Annotated in this window: 15 protein-coding genes; all 15 read left to right on the top strand. The window is 65.7% G+C overall.

Going from position 1 to position 19,191, the window contains the following annotated elements; translation table 11 throughout:
* Positions 1–6 precede the first annotated feature (6 nt).
* A complete protein-coding gene (gene tssB / locus FW760_RS24940; RefSeq protein ID WP_116052737.1) occupies positions 7–516 on the top strand; it encodes a type VI secretion system contractile sheath small subunit in 510 nt (169 codons plus the stop codon).
* A 25-nt stretch (positions 517–541) separates the two neighbouring features.
* The gene (tssC, locus tag FW760_RS24935; protein ID WP_043860559.1) at positions 542–2,017 is read left to right on the top strand and encodes a type VI secretion system contractile sheath large subunit; all 1,476 of its coding nucleotides are present in this window, start codon (positions 542–544) and stop codon (positions 2,015–2,017) included.
* A 14-nt stretch (positions 2,018–2,031) separates the two neighbouring features.
* Entirely contained in the window at positions 2,032–2,439 is a 408-nt protein-coding gene (gene tssE, locus FW760_RS24930; protein WP_043860558.1) for a type VI secretion system baseplate subunit TssE, read from the top strand.
* Positions 2,440–2,504: 65 nt separating this feature from the next.
* Positions 2,505–4,292, top strand: a complete 1,788-nt coding sequence (gene tssF, locus FW760_RS24925; RefSeq protein WP_116052739.1) for a type VI secretion system baseplate subunit TssF — start codon at positions 2,505–2,507, stop codon at positions 4,290–4,292.
* Positions 4,256–5,263, top strand: a complete 1,008-nt coding sequence (tssG, locus tag FW760_RS24920) for a type VI secretion system baseplate subunit TssG (protein WP_043860556.1) — start codon at positions 4,256–4,258, stop codon at positions 5,261–5,263. The genes tssF and tssG overlap by 37 nt, the downstream gene beginning before the upstream one ends.
* Before the next feature lie 6 nt (positions 5,264–5,269).
* Entirely contained in the window at positions 5,270–7,858 is a 2,589-nt protein-coding gene (gene tssH, locus FW760_RS24915; protein WP_178083061.1) for a type VI secretion system ATPase TssH, read from the top strand.
* 10 nt (positions 7,859–7,868) lie between these two features.
* Positions 7,869–9,386 carry a sigma 54-interacting transcriptional regulator gene (locus FW760_RS24910; protein ID WP_116052742.1) on the top strand — a complete coding sequence of 506 codons (1,518 nt, stop codon included), beginning with the start codon at positions 7,869–7,871 and terminating at the stop codon, positions 9,384–9,386.
* 96 nt (positions 9,387–9,482) lie between these two features.
* Positions 9,483–9,623: a hypothetical protein gene (locus tag FW760_RS24905; protein WP_058540727.1), complete on the top strand. Its 141-nt coding sequence runs from the start codon at positions 9,483–9,485 to the stop codon at positions 9,621–9,623.
* 17 nt (positions 9,624–9,640) lie between these two features.
* Complete coding sequence (gene tagH / locus FW760_RS24900) at positions 9,641–10,804, top strand: type VI secretion system-associated FHA domain protein TagH (protein ID WP_116052745.1); 1,164 nt, start codon at positions 9,641–9,643, stop codon at positions 10,802–10,804.
* A 5-nt stretch (positions 10,805–10,809) separates the two neighbouring features.
* Entirely contained in the window at positions 10,810–11,304 is a 495-nt protein-coding gene (tssJ, locus tag FW760_RS24895) for a type VI secretion system lipoprotein TssJ (RefSeq protein WP_043860551.1), read from the top strand.
* 2 nt (positions 11,305–11,306) lie between these two features.
* Positions 11,307–12,638, top strand: coding sequence for a type VI secretion system baseplate subunit TssK (gene tssK / locus FW760_RS24890; RefSeq protein ID WP_054916577.1), 1,332 nt, complete (start codon positions 11,307–11,309; stop codon positions 12,636–12,638).
* A 4-nt stretch (positions 12,639–12,642) separates the two neighbouring features.
* Positions 12,643–13,512 carry a type IVB secretion system protein IcmH/DotU gene (icmH, locus tag FW760_RS24885; protein WP_116052748.1) on the top strand — a complete coding sequence of 290 codons (870 nt, stop codon included), beginning with the start codon at positions 12,643–12,645 and terminating at the stop codon, positions 13,510–13,512.
* Positions 13,513–13,526: 14 nt separating this feature from the next.
* Positions 13,527–17,084: a type VI secretion system membrane subunit TssM gene (gene tssM / locus FW760_RS24880; protein WP_116052751.1), complete on the top strand. Its 3,558-nt coding sequence runs from the start codon at positions 13,527–13,529 to the stop codon at positions 17,082–17,084.
* Positions 17,085–17,813 carry a PP2C family protein-serine/threonine phosphatase gene (locus FW760_RS24875; protein ID WP_054916580.1) on the top strand — a complete coding sequence of 243 codons (729 nt, stop codon included), beginning with the start codon at positions 17,085–17,087 and terminating at the stop codon, positions 17,811–17,813.
* Positions 17,810–18,859 carry a serine/threonine-protein kinase gene (locus FW760_RS24870; protein WP_116052754.1) on the top strand — a complete coding sequence of 350 codons (1,050 nt, stop codon included), beginning with the start codon at positions 17,810–17,812 and terminating at the stop codon, positions 18,857–18,859. The genes FW760_RS24875 and FW760_RS24870 overlap by 4 nt, the downstream gene beginning before the upstream one ends.
* Positions 18,860–19,191 lie beyond the last annotated feature (332 nt).

The following is a 19,191-nucleotide window of genomic DNA, read 5'->3' as shown; positions in this document are numbered from 1 at the left end:
AAAGCCATGGCCAAAGAAGGCTCGGTAGCCCCCAAGGAACGCATCAACGTCACGTTCAAACCTGCCACGGGCGGCGCCCAGGAAGAAATCGAACTGCCCTTGAAGCTGCTCGCGATCGGTGACTACACCCAGCGTCCGGACGAACGCAAGGTAGAGGACCGCAAGCCCATCAGCATCGACAAGATGACGTTTGACGAAGTGCTCGCCAAGCAGGAGTTGAGCCTGACCCTCAGCGTGCCCAACCGCTTGCAGGACGACGAAAGCGCCAGCGATGAGCTGGGCATCAGCCTGCGGGTCAACTCCATGAAGGACTTCAACCCGGCCAGCCTGGTCGAGCAGGTGCCAGAGCTCAAGAAGCTGATGGAACTGCGCGATGCGCTGGTGGCACTCAAGGGCCCGCTGGGCAACGCACCGGCTTTTCGCAAGGCCATCGAAGGCGTGCTCGCCGACGATGCGTCGCGCACCCGCGTACTCGGCGAACTGGGCCTGAGCGCCACGCCGACCACCGACGCTTGAGCCTCCCCCGTCAAGGAAGAACACCATGAGCACCAGCGCAGCACAGCAAACCAGCAGCACCGATGGCGAGTACAGCATTCTCGACAACATCATCGCGCAAACCCGCCTGACGCCCGACGATGAAGCCTATGACATTGCCAAGCGCGGCGTGTCGGCCTTCATCGAAGAGCTGCTCAAGCCGCACAACGACGGCGAACCGGTCAAGAAGGCCATGGTCGACCGCATGATCGCCGAGATCGATGCCAAGCTCAGCCGCCAGATGGACGCGATTCTCCACCACCCCGACTTCCAGTCGCTGGAGTCGGCCTGGCGTGGCCTGCAGTTGCTGGTCGACCGCACCAACTTTCGCGAAAACATCAAGATCGAAATTCTCAACGTCTCCAAGCAGGACCTGCTGGACGACTTCGAGGACTCGCCCGAAGTCATGCAGGCCGGTCTCTACAAGCACATCTATACCGCAGAGTACGGCCAGTTCGGTGGCCAGCCGGTGGGCGCGATCATCGCCAACTACTTCATGTCGCCCAGCTCCCCCGACGTCAAGCTGATGCAGTACGTCTCCAGCGTTGCGTGCATGTCCCATGCGCCGTTCATCGCCGCTGCCGGTCCGAAGTTCTTCGGCCTCGAAAGCTTCACCGGCCTGCCGGACCTCAAGGATCTCAAGGACCACTTCGAAGGCCCGCAGTTTGCCAAGTGGCAGAGCTTTCGCCAGTCCGAGGACGCGCGCTACATCGGCCTCACCGTGCCGCGCTTCCTGCTGCGCAACCCTTATGACCCGGAGGAAAACCCGGTCAAGTCGTTCGTCTACAAGGAAACCGTGGCCAACAGCCATGAGCACTACCTGTGGGGCAACACCGCCTATGCGTTCGGCACCAAGCTGACCGACAGCTTCGCCAAGTTCCGCTGGTGCCCGAACATCATCGGCCCGCAGAGCGGTGGCGCGGTGGAAGACCTGCCGCTGCACCACTTCGAAAGCATGGGCGAGATCGAGACCAAGATCCCCACCGAAGTGCTGGTGTCGGACCGCCGCGAGTACGAGCTGGCCGAGGAAGGCTTCATTTCCCTGACCATGCGCAAGGGCAGTGACAACGCCGCCTTCTTCTCCGCCAGTTCGGTGCAGAAACCCAAGTTCTTCGGCATCAGCGCCGAGGGCAAGGCCGCCGAGCTGAACTACAAGCTCGGTACCCAGCTGCCCTACATGATGATCGTCAACCGCCTGGCCCACTACCTCAAGGTACTGCAGCGCGAGCAGCTGGGCTCGTGGAAGGAGCGCACCGACCTGGAGCTGGAACTCAACAAGTGGATCCGCCAGTACGTGGCCGACCAGGAAAACCCGAGCGCCGAGGTGCGCGGGCGTCGTCCGCTGCGCGCGGCCCAGATCATCGTCAGCGATGTGGAAGGGGAGCCGGGTTGGTACCGGGTCAGCCTCAACGTGCGCCCGCACTTCAAGTACATGGGCGCCGACTTCACCCTGTCGCTGGTCGGCAAGCTGGATAAAGAGTAAGCGGGGGCGCGTACATGAGCGGATATGGCAGCCTTTTCGAGCGTCTGGGCGGCGAAGCCGACAAGCGTCGCGGCTGGAGCCGCGAGAGGGCTGCCATGGCCTCGGTGGCGGTGCACCTGGGCAAGATGCTCAGTACCCGTGCGGGCAGCGTGCAGACGCTGCCCGATTACGGGCTGGCAGACCTCAATGACATGCGCCTGAGCCTGCATGACGCGCTTAGCCAGGCGCGTCAGGCCATCGAGCAGTTCATCGAAGCCTACGAACCGCGCCTGACCAATGTGCGCGTGGTGTCGCTGCCGCGTGATCACGATCAGCTCAAGCTGGCTTTCAGCATCGAAGGCCTGCTTGAGCTGGACGGGATCAAGCGTCAGGTCAGCTTTTCCGCGCGCCTGGAGGGCGGCGGGCAGGTGCAGGTCAACTGAGACGCGCACCGCGCTGTCGTCTCGCGAACAGGACGTTCCTGAGCATGCAAAACAGGTAACCGAGCATGTCCTTCAATCATTACTACCAGAGCGAGCTCACCGCGTTGCGCCAGCTGGGGCGACGCTTTGCCGAGCGCAGCCCGGCCCTGGCGCCGTTTCTGGGGCAGGCCGGGCGCGACCCGGACGTGGAGCGGCTGCTCGAGGGCTTTGCCTTCCTCACCGGGCGCCTGCGCCAGAAGCTCGATGACGAACTGCCCGAGCTGAGCCATTCGCTGATGCAGCTGCTGTGGCCCAACTACATGCGCCCGCTGCCGGCGTTCAGCATCCTGCAGTTCGACCCGCTGGGCCAGTCCGGCCCGCCCTTGCGGGTGGCGCGCGATACACCGGTCGAGAGCCAGCCGATCGATGAGGTGCGCTGCCGTTTTCGTACCTGCTACCCCACCGATGTCATGGCCCTGGACCTCACCGCGCTCAATTACTCGGTAAAGGGTGATGGGGCGCTGCTCAGCCTGCGCCTGGAGATGAGCTGCGACGGGCATGTCGGCGAGCTGGAACTGAGCCGCCTGCGCCTGCACCTGGCAGGCGAGCGCTACATCAGCCAGATGCTCTACCTGTGCCTGCTGCGCAACGTGGAAGGCATCGAGCTGGTGCCACTGGGGGGCGATGGCAAGCCGCTGGTGCGCGCCAGTGGCGAGAACGTGACAGTGCGCCTGGCTGGCAACCGTATCCATCCGGTCGGCTTCGCCGAGGAAGAAGCGCTGATTCCCTACCCGCTGAACACCTTTCGCGGTTACCGCTACCTGCAGGAGTACTTCGCCTTCCAGGACAAGTTCCTGTTCGTCGACCTCGACGGTTTGGAGGCACTCAAGTCCCTGGGCACGGAAACCCTCAAGCAGATGCGTGGGCTGGAGATACGTTTCGACATCCGCAGGGGCGGTATCCAGCGCATGCGCCCCACGCTGGACAACGTCAAGCTGTACTGCACCCCTATCGCCAACCTGTTCCAGCACGATGCCCTGCCGATTCGCCTGGATGGCAAGCAGGACGAATACCTGCTGCTGCCCGCCGAGTACGACCTGGAGAACTGCGGGGTGTTCTCGGTGCACAGCGTGACCGGCTGGAAGCCCGGCGGCGTGGGCTACCAGGCCTATGTGCCGTTCGAGTCGTTCGAGCACGACCCCAGTTTCGACGTGCCGCAGACCAGCCCGCACTACAGCATTCGCCAGCGCTCCTCGCTGTTGCATGACGGCCTGGACACCTACCTGAGCTTCGGAATACGCGATACCCGCACCCACGAGACGCTGTCCATCGAGCTCACCTGCACCAATCAGAACCTGCCGCGCCGGCTCAAGCTGGGTGATATCGACCAGCCGTCCGAGCAGACCCCGGAGTTTCTCACCTTCCGCAACATCACCCCGGTCACGGCCAGCTACGCGCCGCCCCTGAACCGGGATTTCCTGTGGAAGCTGATCAGCAACATGTCGCTCAACTACCTGTCGCTGGCCAACGTCGATGCGCTCAAGGTGATCCTGGAAACCTACGACTTGCCGCGCTACTACGACCAACATGCCGAGAAGGTCAGCAAGCGCCTGCTCGGCGGGCTCAAGTCGATCCGTCACGAGCATGTCGACCGACTGCATCGCGGCCTGCCCCTGCGCGGGCTGCGCACCGAACTGACCATCGACCCGCAAGGCTACATCGGCGAAGGCGACCTGTTCGTGTTCGCCTCGGTGCTCAACGAGTTCTTTGCCCTTTATGCCAGCCTCAACTCGTACCACGAGTTGCGGGTCAGAAGTACCCAGGGAGAGGTGTACCAATGGACACCACGTATGGGCCTGCAGCCCCTGCTTTGAGCGGGCTGAGCCACGCAATACGCGAATACTCGCTGTTTCAGGCCGTGCTGCTGGTCATCGACCGGCTGCGCGAGTTCCATCCGCACCTGAGCGAAGAGGAACTGTACGACCAGCTGGAGTTCCAGGCCAATCCGAGCCTGGGCTTTCCGGGCAGCGACGTCGATCGCGTCGAGTTCTTCGACGACCGCGGGCAGATGCGCGCACGCCTGCGCTTCAACCTGATCGGCCTGTGCGGCGCCAGCTCGCCGCTGCCGGCGTTCTACGTGGAGCAGGCGCTGGGCGATGGCGAGGACGGCAACACGACCCGGCAGTTTCTCGACGTGTTCCACCATCGGCTACAGCGCCTGATGCTGCCCATCTGGCGCAAGTACCGTTATCGCGCACGCTTCCAGAGCGGGGCGATGGACCCATTCTCGGCGCAGCTGTTCGCCCTGATCGGGCTGGGTGGCGAGCACATTCGCGAGGCCCGCGAACTGAACTGGAAGCGCCTGTTGCCCTACCTGGGCCTGCTGAGCCTGCGTGCCCACTCGGCGGCATTGATCGAGGCGGTGCTGCGCTACTACTTCAAGCATGCGCAGCTGGTCATCGAGCAGTGCATCGAACGTCGCGTGGTCATCCTGCAGGAGCAGTGCAATCGCCTGGGGCGCGCCAACAGCCTGCTGGGCGAGGACGTGGTGCTGGGCGAGCGGGTGCGTGATCGCAACGGCAAGTTCCGCATCCACATCACCCAGCTCGACTGGCAGCGCTTTCACGAGTTCCTGCCGATCGGCTTCGGCTATCAGCCGCTGTGTGCCCTGGTGCGTTTCACCCTGCGCGACCCGCTGGACTACGACATCCGCCTGGTGCTGCGCCAGGAAGAGATTCGCGAGCTGCGTATCGGCCAGGACAACGCCTGCCGTCTGGGATGGACGAGTTGGCTCGGTCACGAACGCGCCGATGGCGTGGTGACCCTGGGAAGCAAAATTCATTAAGGACCGATGAACATGATCACCGTAGACCTGCAACAACTCATCCAGGCGCTGGACGCCGACACCCGTCGTGACCTGGAGCGCTGCGCCGAACGTTGCGTGGCACGTGGCGGCAGCAGGATCCTGGTCGAGGACCTGCTGCTGGAATTGCTCGATCGCCCCGAAGGGCTACTTGAACGGGCCTTGCACGACGCCGACGTGGCGCCGGGCGAACTGCGCGCCACCCTGCAGGTGCAGCTTGAACACAGCGCTTCGCGCAACCCGGTGTTCGCCCCCGAACTGGTGCAGTGGCTGCAGGATGCGCTGCTGGTGGCCAACCTCGAACTGGGCAGCAGCCAGGTCGAACAGGCTGCGCTGATCCTGGCGCTGCTGCGCAACCCCGTGCGCTATGCCGGCAGCCATTACCAGCCGCTGCTGGCCCGCCTGAACATCGAGCGCCTCAAGGGCTTCGCCCTGGCGTCCCGGCCGGTTGCAGCGCAGGGTGCCGCGGGCGGCCAGGGCGAGTCGATGCTGCAGCGCTTTACCCACAACCTCACCCAGCAGGCCCGCGACGGCCGACTCGACCCGGTACTGTGCCGCGATGAAGCGCTGCGCCAGATGATCGACATCCTTGCCCGGCGGCGCAAGAACAACCCCATCGTGGTGGGCGAGGCCGGTGTGGGCAAGACCGCCATCGTCGAGGGCCTGGCGCTGCGCATTGCCGCCGCCGAAGTGCCGCCGGCACTGCGCGGGGTAGAGCTGCTGGCGCTGGACATGGGCCTGCTGCAGGCCGGCGCCAGCGTCAAGGGCGAGTTCGAGCGACGCCTCAAGGGCGTGATCGACGAGGTCAAGGCCGCGCCCCGACCGGTCATCCTGTTTATCGATGAAGCCCACACCCTGATCGGTGCGGGCGGCAACGCCGGCGGTTCGGATGCGGCCAACCTGCTCAAGCCTGCACTGGCGCGGGGCGAGCTGCGCACCATCGCCGCCACCACCTGGAGCGAGTACAAGAAGTACTTCGAGAAGGACCCGGCCCTGGCCCGGCGCTTTCAGCCGGTACAACTGCACGAGCCGACAGCGGACGAGGCGGTGACCATCCTGCGCGGCCTGGCCCAGGTGTATGAGAAGAGTCACGGTATCTACCTGCGCGATGATGCGGTGGTGGCGGCGGCGCACATGTCGGCGCGCTACCTGGCCGGGCGACAGTTGCCGGACAAGGCGGTCGATGTGCTCGACACCGCCTGTGCCCGGGTGCGCATCAGCCTGGCCGCCGCGCCGCAACGCCTGGAACGCCTGCGTGCCTCGCTGGCCGAGGGCGAGCGGCAGGTGCAGGCGCAGCAGCGCGACGCCGAAGCCGGCGTGGGCATCGACCAAGAGGCGCTGCACCTGTTGCAGGCGCAACTGCGCAGCGACCAGGCCGACCAGCAGGCCGTGCAGGCGCGCTGGGAACAGCAGCGCGCGCTGGCCGAGCAGGTGCTGGACCTGCGCCGGCAGTTGGCCGAAGCCCGCGAGCAGGGCAATGCACGGGATGACGTGGCCGTACTGCAGGCCAGCCTGGAGACCACCCGCAGCCTGCTGGAAGCGGCGCAGGCCGAAGAGCGCCTGGTCAGCTTCGAAGTGTGCCCGCGCCTGGTGGCCGAAGTGATCAGTGCCTGGACCGGCGTGCCGCTGGAGCAACTGGCCCGCGAGCACAACGCCAGGATCATGCGCTTTGCCGAAGACCTGCGTGCGCGCATCCGTGGTCAGGAGCAGGCCGTGCAGGCACTGGACCGCTCGATGCGGGCCAACGCAGCCGGCCTGGCAAAGCCCGATGCGCCGGTCGGGGTGTTCCTGCTGGTGGGGCCCAGTGGCGTGGGCAAGACCGAAACGGCCCTGGCCCTGGCCGACCTGCTGTATGGCGGCGAGCGCTTCATCACCACCATCAACATGTCCGAGTTCCAGGAGAAGCACACCGTGTCGCGGCTGATCGGCGCGCCGCCCGGTTACGTCGGCTATGGCGAGGGCGGCATGCTCACCGAGGCGGTGCGCCAGAAGCCCTATTCCGTGGTGCTGCTGGATGAGGTCGAGAAGGCCGACCCGGACGTGCTGAACCTGTTCTACCAGATCTTCGACAAGGGCGTGGCCAACGACGGCGAGGGGCGCGAAATCGACTTTCGCAACACCCTGATCCTGATGACCTCCAACCTGGCCAGCGAGCAGATCGCGAGCCTTTGCCAAGGCGCCGAACGGCCCTCTGCCGAGCAGCTGGAACAGGCCATACGGCCCGCCTTGAGCAGGCATTTCAAACCGGCCTTGCTGGCGCGCATGCGTGTGGTGCCCTACTACCCGGTGAGCGGCCCGGTTCTGCGCGAGCTGGTCGAGATCAAGCTGCAGCGCTTTGGCCAGCGGCTGCTGCGCCGGCAACTGGGTTTCACCTATGCCCCGGCGCTGGTCGAGCACCTGGCCGAGCGTTGCACCCAGGGCGACAGCGGCGCGCGGCTGATCGACCACCTGCTCGACCTGCACCTGATGCCGCAGGTGGCTGACCGGCTGCTGGCAGCGATGGCGGCCGGGGAGTCGTTGCAGCAGGTGCATGCCACGCTCGATGGCGATACGGGCGTGAGGTGCGAGTTTGCCTGAGGTGGGGGTGATGTTCACCCACGTGCCGCAGCCCTTGCGCTATGCCGAAGCCCTGTTGACGCACTTCGCCAGCCTGTCGCGTACGGGCCGGGAACCCGCGCTGCAGGAGCGCTTCGTGCAGGCGGTGGCCGAGCTCAGCGGTTGCGAGCTCAGTCAGCTGTACCTGCTCGATGCCACCCACACTTCGCTGAGCCTTGCCGCCGAATGGCTGGGCGGGGCCTTGCAGCCGCGTGCTGCCGCCAGCGTGCCGGTGGATTACAACGGCGAGCAACTGCTGCAGTTCGCGCTGTGTCAGAACCGTTCGGTAAGCCTTGCCGACCTGCCCGCCAGCCTGCTCGACACCAGTTTCCTGCCGGTGCTGCACAGCCCCTGGCAGTCGCTGCTGTGCGTACCGCTGCTCAACCCGCAGCAGGCCATCGCCGGCCTGCTGCTGTGTGCCAGCCGTACCAGCGTCGACCTGGGCGGCTTTGCCCAGTCGCTGGGACAGCTGGGGGCGTTCGTGCTGGTGCAAATGGAGTTGCTGCAACGCCTGCACCAGCCCGAGGCGGCGCTGGCGCCGCTGCCCGCCACGCGCGCAGGCGCCACCGACTACGGGCTGATCGGCAACAGCGCCGCGATCCGCCAGGCCTACCAGCTGATCAGCAAGGTGCTGCACAGCCCCTACACCGTCCTGCTGCTGGGCGAGACCGGCACCGGCAAGGAGGTCGTGGCCCGGGCGATTCACGACTACGGCCCGCGCGGTACCCGGCCGTTCGTGGTGCAGAACTGTGCGGCCCTGCCGGAAAACCTGCTGGAGAGCGAACTGTTCGGGTATCGCCGGGGCGCCTTCACTGGCGCACTGCGCGACCGCCCTGGCCTGTTCGATGCCGCCCACGGCGGCACCCTGCTGCTCGACGAGATCGGCGACATGCCGCTGTCGCTGCAGGCCAAGCTGCTGCGCGTGCTGCAGGAGGGCGAGATCCGCCCGCTGGGTTCCAACGACACCCACACCATCGATGTGCGCATCATCGCCGCCACCCACCGCGACCTGGCGGTGCTGGTCAGCGAAGGGCGCTTTCGCGAAGACCTGTACTACCGCCTGGCGCAGTTCCCCATCGAGTTGCCGGCCCTGCGTCAGCGCAGTGGCGATGTGCCAGTGCTGGCCCGGCATTTCTCTGCCAAGGCCTGCGAGTTTCTTGGGCGCAAGCCCCTGCAGTGGTCGCCGGCGGCACTGGCCTACCTCGACGGGCTCGCCTGGCCGGGCAACGTGCGTGAACTCAAGGGCCTGGTGGAGCGCGCGGTGTTGCTGTGCGACGGCGAGTGCCTGCTGCCTGAGCATGTTGCCCCGGCCAGCGAAGTACCGTCGGGGGACAGCGGGCTGAACCTGCGTGATCGCCTTGAAAACGTGGAGCGCCACTGGCTGCTCGACTGCCTGCGCAAGAACGCCGGCAACCAGACCCTGGCCGCACGCGAGCTGGGCCTGCCGCGGCGCACCCTGCTGTACCGCCTGGGGCGGCTGAACATCAACCTTGGCGAGTTCGAAGGTTGAGCGGCCATGGCGAGCAATGCTGCATTTTCCCTTACAACCGTGCGCTGCCCCCGGCGGGCGGCGCCCCGTGCAATGCCCACCAATGGAGATCTGCAAATGTCTGTTCGTCACTGGCCCGCCTTGCTGCTGGCGCTGATCGTGCTCAGCGGCCTGGGCGGCTGTAGCGGCAATTACAAATTCAACGACGACACCTATCGCCCGCTGGGCGATCCGCAGGCAGCCAACCGCGGCAAGTGAGTGCAAGGAGCATCAACATGGAACTGGTTCTTGAAACGCAGGGACGCAGCAAGACCTTCACCCGTGCAGGCGGCGTGATCGGGCGCGACGAGGCGTGCGACTGGATCATCAGCGACCCGCAGCGGCATGTCTCCAAGCGACATGCGCTGGTCACCTGTCAGGAGGGCGTGTTCTTCCTCACCGACATCAGCAGCAACGGCACCCGCGACGGACGCAGCGGTGCGCAGCTGCGCAAGGGGCAGGCGCAGCGAATCGAGCAGGACAGCGTGTACCTGCTGGGCGGCTTCGAGGTGCGCGCGCGCCTGGTCACCCGCACCGCAGCCGATGTCGAGGTCGGCCTGCCCAGCGCCGCGGGCAGCATCATCCCTGACGACGCCTTTCTTGAGCTGGACCCGTTCCATGCCCTCGACCAGCAGGACGTCGAGCCTTCGCCCCTCGACGCACTGAGTGCACTCGACACGGTTGCACCGGTGGCCCGCCAGCGCCCCGACTACGCGCGCATAGACATGGAAAGCCTGCTGGTACCCAACCTGGTGGCGCAGCCCGAACCCGACGATGAACCACAGGCGCCGCCGGCACCTGCATGTAACGAACGGTTCTGGGCAGCCTTTGGTACCGCCCTCGGGGTCGATCTGGGCGGGCTCGACCCTGGCGCCCGTGAAGCCCTGGCGATCAAGGCGGCCGGCCTGCTCAAGCAGAGCATCGGCGGCGTGCAGCAAAGCCTGCGCACCCGCAGCGAACTGAAGAACGAGTTGCGCCTGGCCCTGACCACCTCCCACCGCGCCAGCCACAACCCGTTGAAGTCGAGCGCCGATGCCGGCCAGGCGCTGGGCCTGTTGCTGCACCCGGCCGCGCCCGGCCAGCTCCCTGCGAGCCAGGCACTGACCCAGGCCTACCGCGACCTGCAGGCGCATCAGGTGGCGATGCTGACGGCCTGTCGCGCTGCGCTGCAGGGTGTGCTTGAGCACTTTTCGCCACGCCAGCTGGGCCTGCAGTTCGAGCGCGGCCGGGCACCGCTGCTGCGGACTGCCGGCAGCCAGTGGCGCGCCTACGTGCGCTACCACCAGGCCCTTGGCCAGGACGATGAATGGAGCGAGCGCCTGCTGGCGCGCGACTTCGCCCAGGCCTACGCCGAACAGGTTCGCCTGATCGGTACCCTTCACACCGACGCTCAAGGATGATCCCCATGCTGCGCTGCAAGACCTTTCTCTCCACCGGCCTGATGGCGCTGGCGCTGTTGCTGGCCGGTTGCTCCGCGCTGTCGCCGTACTCGGAACTGACCAAGCTGCAACTGACCCTCGACGCCGGTGACCAGCTCAACCCGGACCTCAATGGCCGGCCCTCGCCGATCGTGGTGCGCCTGTTCGAACTCAAGCACCCGGTGGCCTTCGAGCATGCCGACTTCTTCAGCCTGTACGAGCGGGCCAAGGAATCCCTGGCGCCAGACCTGGTGGTCAGCGAAGAGCTGGAGCTGCGCCCCGGTGAGCACGTGACGCTGCGCCTGAGCGTGGAACCTGGCAGCCGCTACGTCGGCGTGCTGGCGGCCTACCGCGACCTGGAGCAGACCCAGTGGCGCTACGTGGTCCAGATCACCCCGCAGGCACTCAACAGCGCCAGCCTGACGCTGGACCAGGCCGGCATTCGCAACAGCAACGCCACACTGGCCCGGACGGAAAACTGATCATGCATGTGCACAAAGTCATTTGGCAGGAAGGCATGCTGCTGCGTCCGCAGCACTTCCAGCACAACGATCGCTACTACGACTACCAGATGAAAACCCGCACCCAGCTGCTGGGCAGCTACAACTGGGGTTTTCTCAGCCTGGAGATCGACCAGCAGTTCCTGAGCATGGGCAAGCTGGTGGTCAGCCAGGCCAGCGGCGTGCTGCCCGACGGCAGCCTGTTCGAGCTCAGCAGCAACATCGAGCCGCTGGCCCTGGACATACCGCCCAACACCGGCAACACGCCGGTGTACCTGGCACTGCCGCTGGTGACCGGCAACCACATCGAGACCCGGCGACTGGAGCAGTCCGATGTGCTGGCGCGCTACATCGCCTACGAGACCCCGGTCAGCGATTCCAACGCCGGTGACGACATCAACAGCGACATCAGCTGTGCACGGCCGGACTTTCGCCTGCTGCTGGGCGAGCAGCAGGGCGATCAGGCCTACGTCAAGCTCAAGCTGTGCGCCGTGCTCGACACCACCCCGGACGGCGTGATCAGCCTGGACCCCGAGTTCGTGCCGACCTTCATTCACACCCACGCTTCAAGCTACCTGCTGTCGTGCCTCAAGGAGGTGATCAGCATGCTCGGCCACCGTGGCGACACCATTGCCGAGCGCATCCGTTCCAACGGCAAGGTCGGCGGCGCGGAGGTGGGCGACTTCATGATGCTGCAACTGATCAATCGTACCGAACTGCTGCTGCGTCACTACCTGGGCCTGGACCAGCTGCACCCCGAGGAGCTGTACCGCACCCTGCTGACCATGCTGGGGGACCTGGCGACCTTTGCCAGCGACACCAAGCGCCCGCGTACCGACAGCCGTTATCAGCACAGCGACCAGGGCGCGAGCTTTCGCCGGCTGATGGACGGCATACGCGAGGTGCTGTCGATGGTGCTGGAACAGCACGCCATCGAACTGGACCTGCAAACCCGCCAGTACGGCATCCTGGTGGCCGCCGTGCACGATCAGACGCTGCTCGCCTCGGCCTCGTTCGTACTGGCCGCCAGCGCCAACTGCGACAGCGAGACCCTGCGCACGCGCCTGCCCTCGCACCTCAAGGTCGGCCCGGTGGAACGTATCCGGCAACTGGTCAACCTGCACCTGCCTGGCATCAAGGTGGTGCCGTTGCCGGTGGCGCCGCGGCAGATCCCGTTCCATTCCAACAAGACCTACTTCCTGCTCGAATTCAACGCCGAAGACCAGGCCCTGCTGGAGCGCTCCGGTGGTTTTGCCTTCCACGTCTCGGGCGAGTTCGCCGAGCTCGAACTGAAATTCTGGGCCATCAGGAACTGACCGCATGCACAAGGACATCGAACACCGTCAGGACGACAAGACCGTGCTGGTGGACCGCCAGGGCAAGGCGCCCAGGCAGGTTCCGCTGACCGATGGGTTGGCCACGCCGCGCCTGGAGCAACTGGAAGACCGGATGATCTACTCGGCTCGCCTGGGCCCGGCCGAGGCCATCAACATCAGCCTCAACACCCTGGTGGCAGCCGCCTCGGACCTGCTCTCGCACGTGGTGCGGCTCAAGCACAGCGACAGCCGCGAAGACCTCGACGCCCTCAACCAGACACTCACCCATGGCATCAAGCTGTTCGAGGCCCATGCGCTGCACAACGGCGCCGAGCCCAGCCAGGTGATGACCGCGCGCTACGTGCTGTGCTCGGTGCTCGACGAGGCCGTGGTCACCACCTCCTGGGGCAACGAGAGCGAGTGGGCACAGATGAGCCTGCTCAGCACCTTTCACAACGAGACCTTCGGTGGCGAGAAGTTCTTCCAGCTGCTCGATCGTCTGTCGAAGAACCCGGTCAAGCACCTGCCGATGCTGGAGCTCATGTACCTGTGCCTGTCGCTGGGGTTCGAGGGCAAGTACCGCGTGATGGTACGCGGCATGCTCGAACTCGAAGGGATTCGCGACGCCTTGTTCCGCCAGGTGCGGCAACTGCGCGGGGATGCCCCGCGCGAACTTTCGCCGCAGTGGGAAGGGCTCAACGACCAGCGTCGCAGCCTGGTGCGGGTGGTGCCGTGGTGGATGGTCACGCTGTTCGCGCTGATCTGCCTGGTGGTGATGTATTCGGGGTTCGCCTGGGTGTTGGGCGAGCAGCGCGAGGCCGTGCTGCAACCTTTTCAGCAGCTTGACCCGGAAACGGTCCAGGCGCAGCAGTAGAACAGGGACGTGTGATGAAAAACTTCTTCAAGAAAGTCGGCGATTTCCTGCGCAAGACGTGGGTATGGACGCTGTTGCTGGTGCTGTCGCTGGTACTGCTGGTGTGGTTCGTGGGGCCGCTGCTGGCAGTCGACGACCACCGCTTCTGGGCCTCGGCCACCTCGCGCCTGCTGACCATCAGTGCGCTGTTCCTGTGCTGGGGGTTGGGCATGGTGTTCGCCAGCTGGCGCGCCGGGGTGCAGAAAAAGGCTGTCGAAGAGAGCGAGGACGGCCAGGAACGCCTGCGCCGTGAAGCGCGCATCGACGAGGACCACAAGGAACTGCGCAGCCGCTTCAGCGAGGCGTTGCGTACGCTCAAGGGCTCGAGCCTGTATGGCGGGCGCAGCGAGCGCTGGCGCAACGACCTGCCCTGGTACTTGCTGATCGGCCCCCAGGGCAGTGGCAAGACCAGCCTGCTGGACTTTTCCGGCCTGGAGTTTCCGCTCAACAAACTGGACCGCCAACTCACCCGCGACACCCGCGGTACGCGTCATTGCGACTGGTATTTCGCCGACCACGCGGTGTTGATCGACACCGCCGGACGCTACCTGACCCAGGAAACCGCCGAGGTCGACGCCAGTGCCTGGCGTACCCTGCTCAACCTGCTGCGTCGACGCAGCCGCAGCCGGCCGCTCAACGGCGTGCTGGTCAGCGTGCCGGTCGAGCTGCTGCGCAGTGGCGACGAGAAGGGCCTGGAAAACCTGGCGCGCCAGGTCCATGCGCGACTGCAGGAAATCCAGCAGACCCTGCATGTCCAGGTGCCGGTGTACCTGGTGCTGAGCAAGGCCGACCAGTTGCAGGGGTTCGACGATTTCTTCGACCAGCTCAGCCGTGAAGAAAGCGACCAGGTACTGGGCAGCACCTTCACCAAGGCGCAGAACGGCACCGATGTGGCTGTGCTGCGCCAGGCCTTCGAGGCGCTGCTGCGGCGCCTCAACAGCCAGGTGATCATGCGCATGCACCACGAGCGCGATACACAGCGGCGCGCGCGCATCCTTGACTTCCCGCACCAGCTGGCGCAGATCGGCGAGCAGCTGTGCCTGTTCGTCGACATCGCCTTCACCGGCAATCGCTACCAGCGCGCCAGCCAGCTTCGCGGGTTCTACCTCACCAGTGCGCCGCACCTTGTCCAGCAGCTGGACCCTGACACCGCCAGCATCGGGGCCAGCCTGGGCCTGCCCAGCACGGTGCTACCCACCTTGCGCAGCGGGCGTTCGCGGTTCATCCATCACCTGCTCAGCCGGGTCATCTTCCCCGAGGCCGACCTGGCCGGCCTCGACCAGCGCGAGCGGCGACGCATCGACTGGGGGCAGCGCGCACTGTATGTCGGCGCGCTGGGCGTACTGGTGTGCTGCGGGTTGCTGTGGGCGGGCGGTTTCAGTGCCAACCACGACCGCCTCGAGCAACTGCGCGGGCTCGGTCAGGTGTGGGCCGGGCAGCGTGCAGCGCTGACCCCGCAAAACGATGCCATGGCCGCGCTAAAGCCGCTGGACACCAGCTATGCCGCGACCCAGGTATTCCCGCCTTCGGGTGATGCGTCACTGCATGAACGCCTGGGCCTGTACCAGGGCGAGCAGAGCAATCCGTTGCTTCGCAGTGCCTACGAACAGGACCTGCACACCCAACTGCTGCCACGGGTGGCCAAACAGCTCGAAGGGCAGATTCGTGGCAACCTGCGCGACCGTGAGCGCCTGCTCAACAGCCTGCGTGCCTACCTGATGCTGAGCATGCCCGACCGCCGCGAAGCCGCCTGGCTGCAGGAGTGGGTAGCCGCTGACTGGTCGCGCCGCTACGCGGGCAACACGGCGGTGCAAAACGGGCTCAACGGGCATTTCGAACGCCTGCTGCAACTGCCATTCAGCTACCCGCTGGACCCGCAGCTGGTGGCCCAGGCACGCAAGGTGCTGCGCAGCGAATCGCTGGTCAACGTGGTGTACCGGGTACTGCGCGAGCAGGCCAGCAGCCTGCCCGACTACCGTCTCAGCCAGCACCTGGGCCCCCAGGGCGGGCTGTTTTTCGGCACCGACTACGTGATTCCGGGGTTTTACACCCAGCAGGGCTACGAGCAGTATTTCTCGGTACAGGGCTCGACCCTGGTCAGCGAGCTGCTGCGTGACAACTGGGTCCTGGGTGAGGGCAGCGGCATCAGCGACATGGACATGCGCCGCCTGCTGGTAGGATTGGAACAGCTGTACTTTCGCGACTACGCCAACCACTGGAGCGAGGCTGTCGGCCAGGTCGGCCTGCAACCGTTCGGCGATGCCGGCGAGGGCGCCGATCAGCTCGCCGGGCTCACCTCGGCCAACTCGCCGGTACTTCAACTGCTGGTGCAGGTGCGCGACAACACCCGTTTCGAGCCCGTGCCGGGCAGCACCGATGAGCCCGCCGAGGCACCGGCCAGCGACCCGGCCAAGGGGGTCAAGCTGGGCAAGAAGGCCAACACGGCGGTCGCCGTGGCCGGCAAGGTCCAGGGCGCCCTGGCGAGCAAGCCCGCCGTGGCGGCCAAGCCGCTGCCCGACACCGCGAAGAAGTCCCTGCAGCGGCGTTTCGAATCCCTGCATCGGCTGCTGGACGAAAACAATGGCCCCTCCGCCGACCTCACCCCGGCGCTGCAGGCGCTCAACGACCTGCAACTGCAGATGGCCGGCCTCGCGCGCGCCAGCCAGCCGGAGCAGATGGCCTTCGAGCTTGCCAAGACCCGCATGGGGGGCCAGCGCGATGCGCTCAGCGCCCTGCGCAACGCCTCCGGGCGTCTGCCGCGACCGCTCAATGGCTGGTTCAACCTGCTGGCCGAAGACAGCTGGCGGCTGGTACTCAACGATGCCTACCAGTACGTCAACGAGCGCTACCAGAGCGAGCTGTACGGCTTCTACGGTGAGTCGATCCAGCAGCGCTACCCGTTCGATGCCCACAGCACCAGTGACGTGGCGATCAACGACTTTCGCGAGTTCTTCAAGGCCCAGGGCATCGCCGAGCGCTTCTTCGACACCTACCTGCGCCCGTTCATCAGCGGCGACCCGGGCAGTTACCGCCTGCGCAGCATCGACGGCCAGAGCCTGCCGATCTCGCGGGTCTACCTGGACCAGATGGCCAGGACCCAGACGATTCGCCAGAGCTTCTTCGCCGAGAACCCGGCGCAGCCGCAGGTGCAGTTCAGGCTCGAGCCCTACACCCTGGACTCGGCGGTGAGCCGCGCCGAGTTCCGCTTTGGCGATCGGCAGCTGGACTATCGCCACGGCCCGGTGGTGCCCATGACCTTCAACTGGCCGACCGATGCCCAGGACGGTCGCGCAAGCCTGGTGCTCGAACGCATGGTCGAGCGCCCGATCGGCATCGAGAAGAACACCGGGCCGTGGTCGCTGTTCCGCCTGTTCGACCTGATGCAGACCGAGTACCTCAAGGGCCGCGACGTGCTGGTGCTCAAGGCCGAAGTGGGCGGGCTGCGGGCCAACTACCTGCTCAGCAGCCAGCGTGCGCCCAACCCTTTCGACGTTGGCGTGTTACGCGGCTTTCGTCTACCGGGGTCGCTCTAGATGCAGGTTGGAGCACGCTGGCGCAGCGCGGCGCGCACGGATGCTGGCAAGGTGCGCATGCGCAACGAGGACGCCTTTCTGGAGTGCCCGGCGCAGGGCCTGTGGGTGGTGGCCGATGGCATGGGCGGCTACCGCGGTGGCGACCTGGCCAGCCAGCTGATCGTCGCCAGCCTGGCCGAGTTGCCGGCCCATGGCAGTTTTGACGAGCGCCTGGAAGGGGTGCGCGGGTGCCTGCATTGGATCAACCGGCGCCTTGGCCAGGAACTGACCGTCACGGATGCACATCACGACAGCATCATGGGCAGCACGGTGGTGGCGCTGCTGCTCGAGGGCGAGCGTGCCGCGTGCATCTGGGCCGGTGACAGCCGCTGCTACCTGTGGCGCCAGCAGCGTCTTTATCAGCTGTCACGAGACCATTCGTTGCAGCAGCAGTTGATCGACCAGCGCCAGATGAGCGCGGAGCAGGCGCGGGCGCAACCGGGCGCTCGCGCCCTGACCCGCGCCCTTGGCGCCAGCGAGCAGCTGACCCTGGAGGTGCTGGAGCTGCAGGTATACCCGGGCGATGCGTTCCTGCTGTGCAGCGACGGCCTGTATCAGGAACTGAGCAGCGATGCACTGGGCAAGGCGTTGAGCCTGGCGTCGGCGCAGGTCGCGCTGGAGCGTCTGTTCGAAGGGGCATTGCGCGGCGCGGCGGGGGACAACCTGACCGCAGTGGTGATTCGCCAATGAGCAGACACCAGCCCGACCTCGGTGCCTTGCTGGCCACCGAATCCCGCGACGCCAACCTCACCTATTTCGCCTTCGTCAACGGCCAGTTGGCCGCCCCGGCGCCCGCTGCGGCCAAGCGCAAGGGGCGCCGCACAGGCAAGAAAAAGCCGGCGCCGACACCGCCGCTGGTGCCGCTGCCGCAGGTGCTGGCCGGGCGCTATAGGCTCGAACGCCTGCTCGGTGCCGGCGGCATGGGCATGGTCTATCGCGCCCGCGATCTGCTGCGCGAGCAGTTCGGTGACCCGCAGCCCTGCGTGGCGATCAAGCTCATGAGCGAGGCGCTGGCCGCCTCGCCGGATGCCAACGCGCTGCTGTTCAGCGAGTTTGCCCTGACCCGGCACGTGGCGCACCCGCAGGTGGTCAACCTGTACAGCTTCGAGATCGACCCGCCGAGCCAGCGCGCCTTCATCACCCTGGAGCTGCTGCGCGGGCCGGCACTGGACAAACTGCTGTGCGAGCAACCGCTGGGCCTGCACGGGCAGGCGTTGAACGCCATCGTGTTGCCGCTGCTGGAAGCCCTGGCCTACTGCCATGCCCGGGGCGTGTTTCACGGTGACCTCAAGCCGAGCAACGTGATGCTCGGCGAAGATGGCGTGCGCCTGTTCGATTTTGGTCTTGGCCAGGCCGACGCCGGTGTACTTTCGGGGCTGGCCCACCTCAGCCGCGAGCGCTTCAACGCCTGGACGCCCGGCTACGCAGCACCGGAACTACTTGAACACGGCACGCTGGGTGCGGCGGCGGATATGTATGCGGTGGCCTGCCTGATCTACGAGCTGGCCAGCGGCAAGCATCCCTATCGGCGCCTGCCTTCAACTCAGGCCCGCGCCGAGCAGCTCGATCGCACGCTGACGCGCCCGTCGAACCTGCCCGCGCACTGCTGGCCTGCGCTGAAAAATGCGCTGGCGTTCGACCCTGCCCAGCGCACGATCAGTGCGCGGCAACTGCAGGAGGCGATGGCGTCGAAAGGGGGCTGTTGGGGGCGTGTTTTTTCGCTTTTCAAGCGGTGAAAACCTACCCTGCCGTTTTTACCAACTGCGCAACTTCTTGCGCACTCAAATGTGGATAACCCTGTGCATACATTTCCCTAGGCCTTTGGGATAAAGGCCTACAGACGAGTGCGCAACTTCTTGCACAGTGCTGCGCAAGAAGTTGCGCACTTTTTCGGGTTTTCTCGCGTAAAAGTGCTCAAAAAACGTACAGCAAAAACACAAGCTACTGATTAACAACAACTAAATTTCAGTTGGCACGGGTCTTGAACTGTCTCCTTGCAGTCGCACGGCATTTTTCGCCTGTCCGGCTTCACTTTCTGCAAGGAGCAAACCCCCATGGCAACACCTGG

Source organism: Pseudomonas sp. 1176_21 (assembly GCF_052850635.1).
This window is presented reverse-complemented; position numbering and strand designations above follow the sequence as displayed.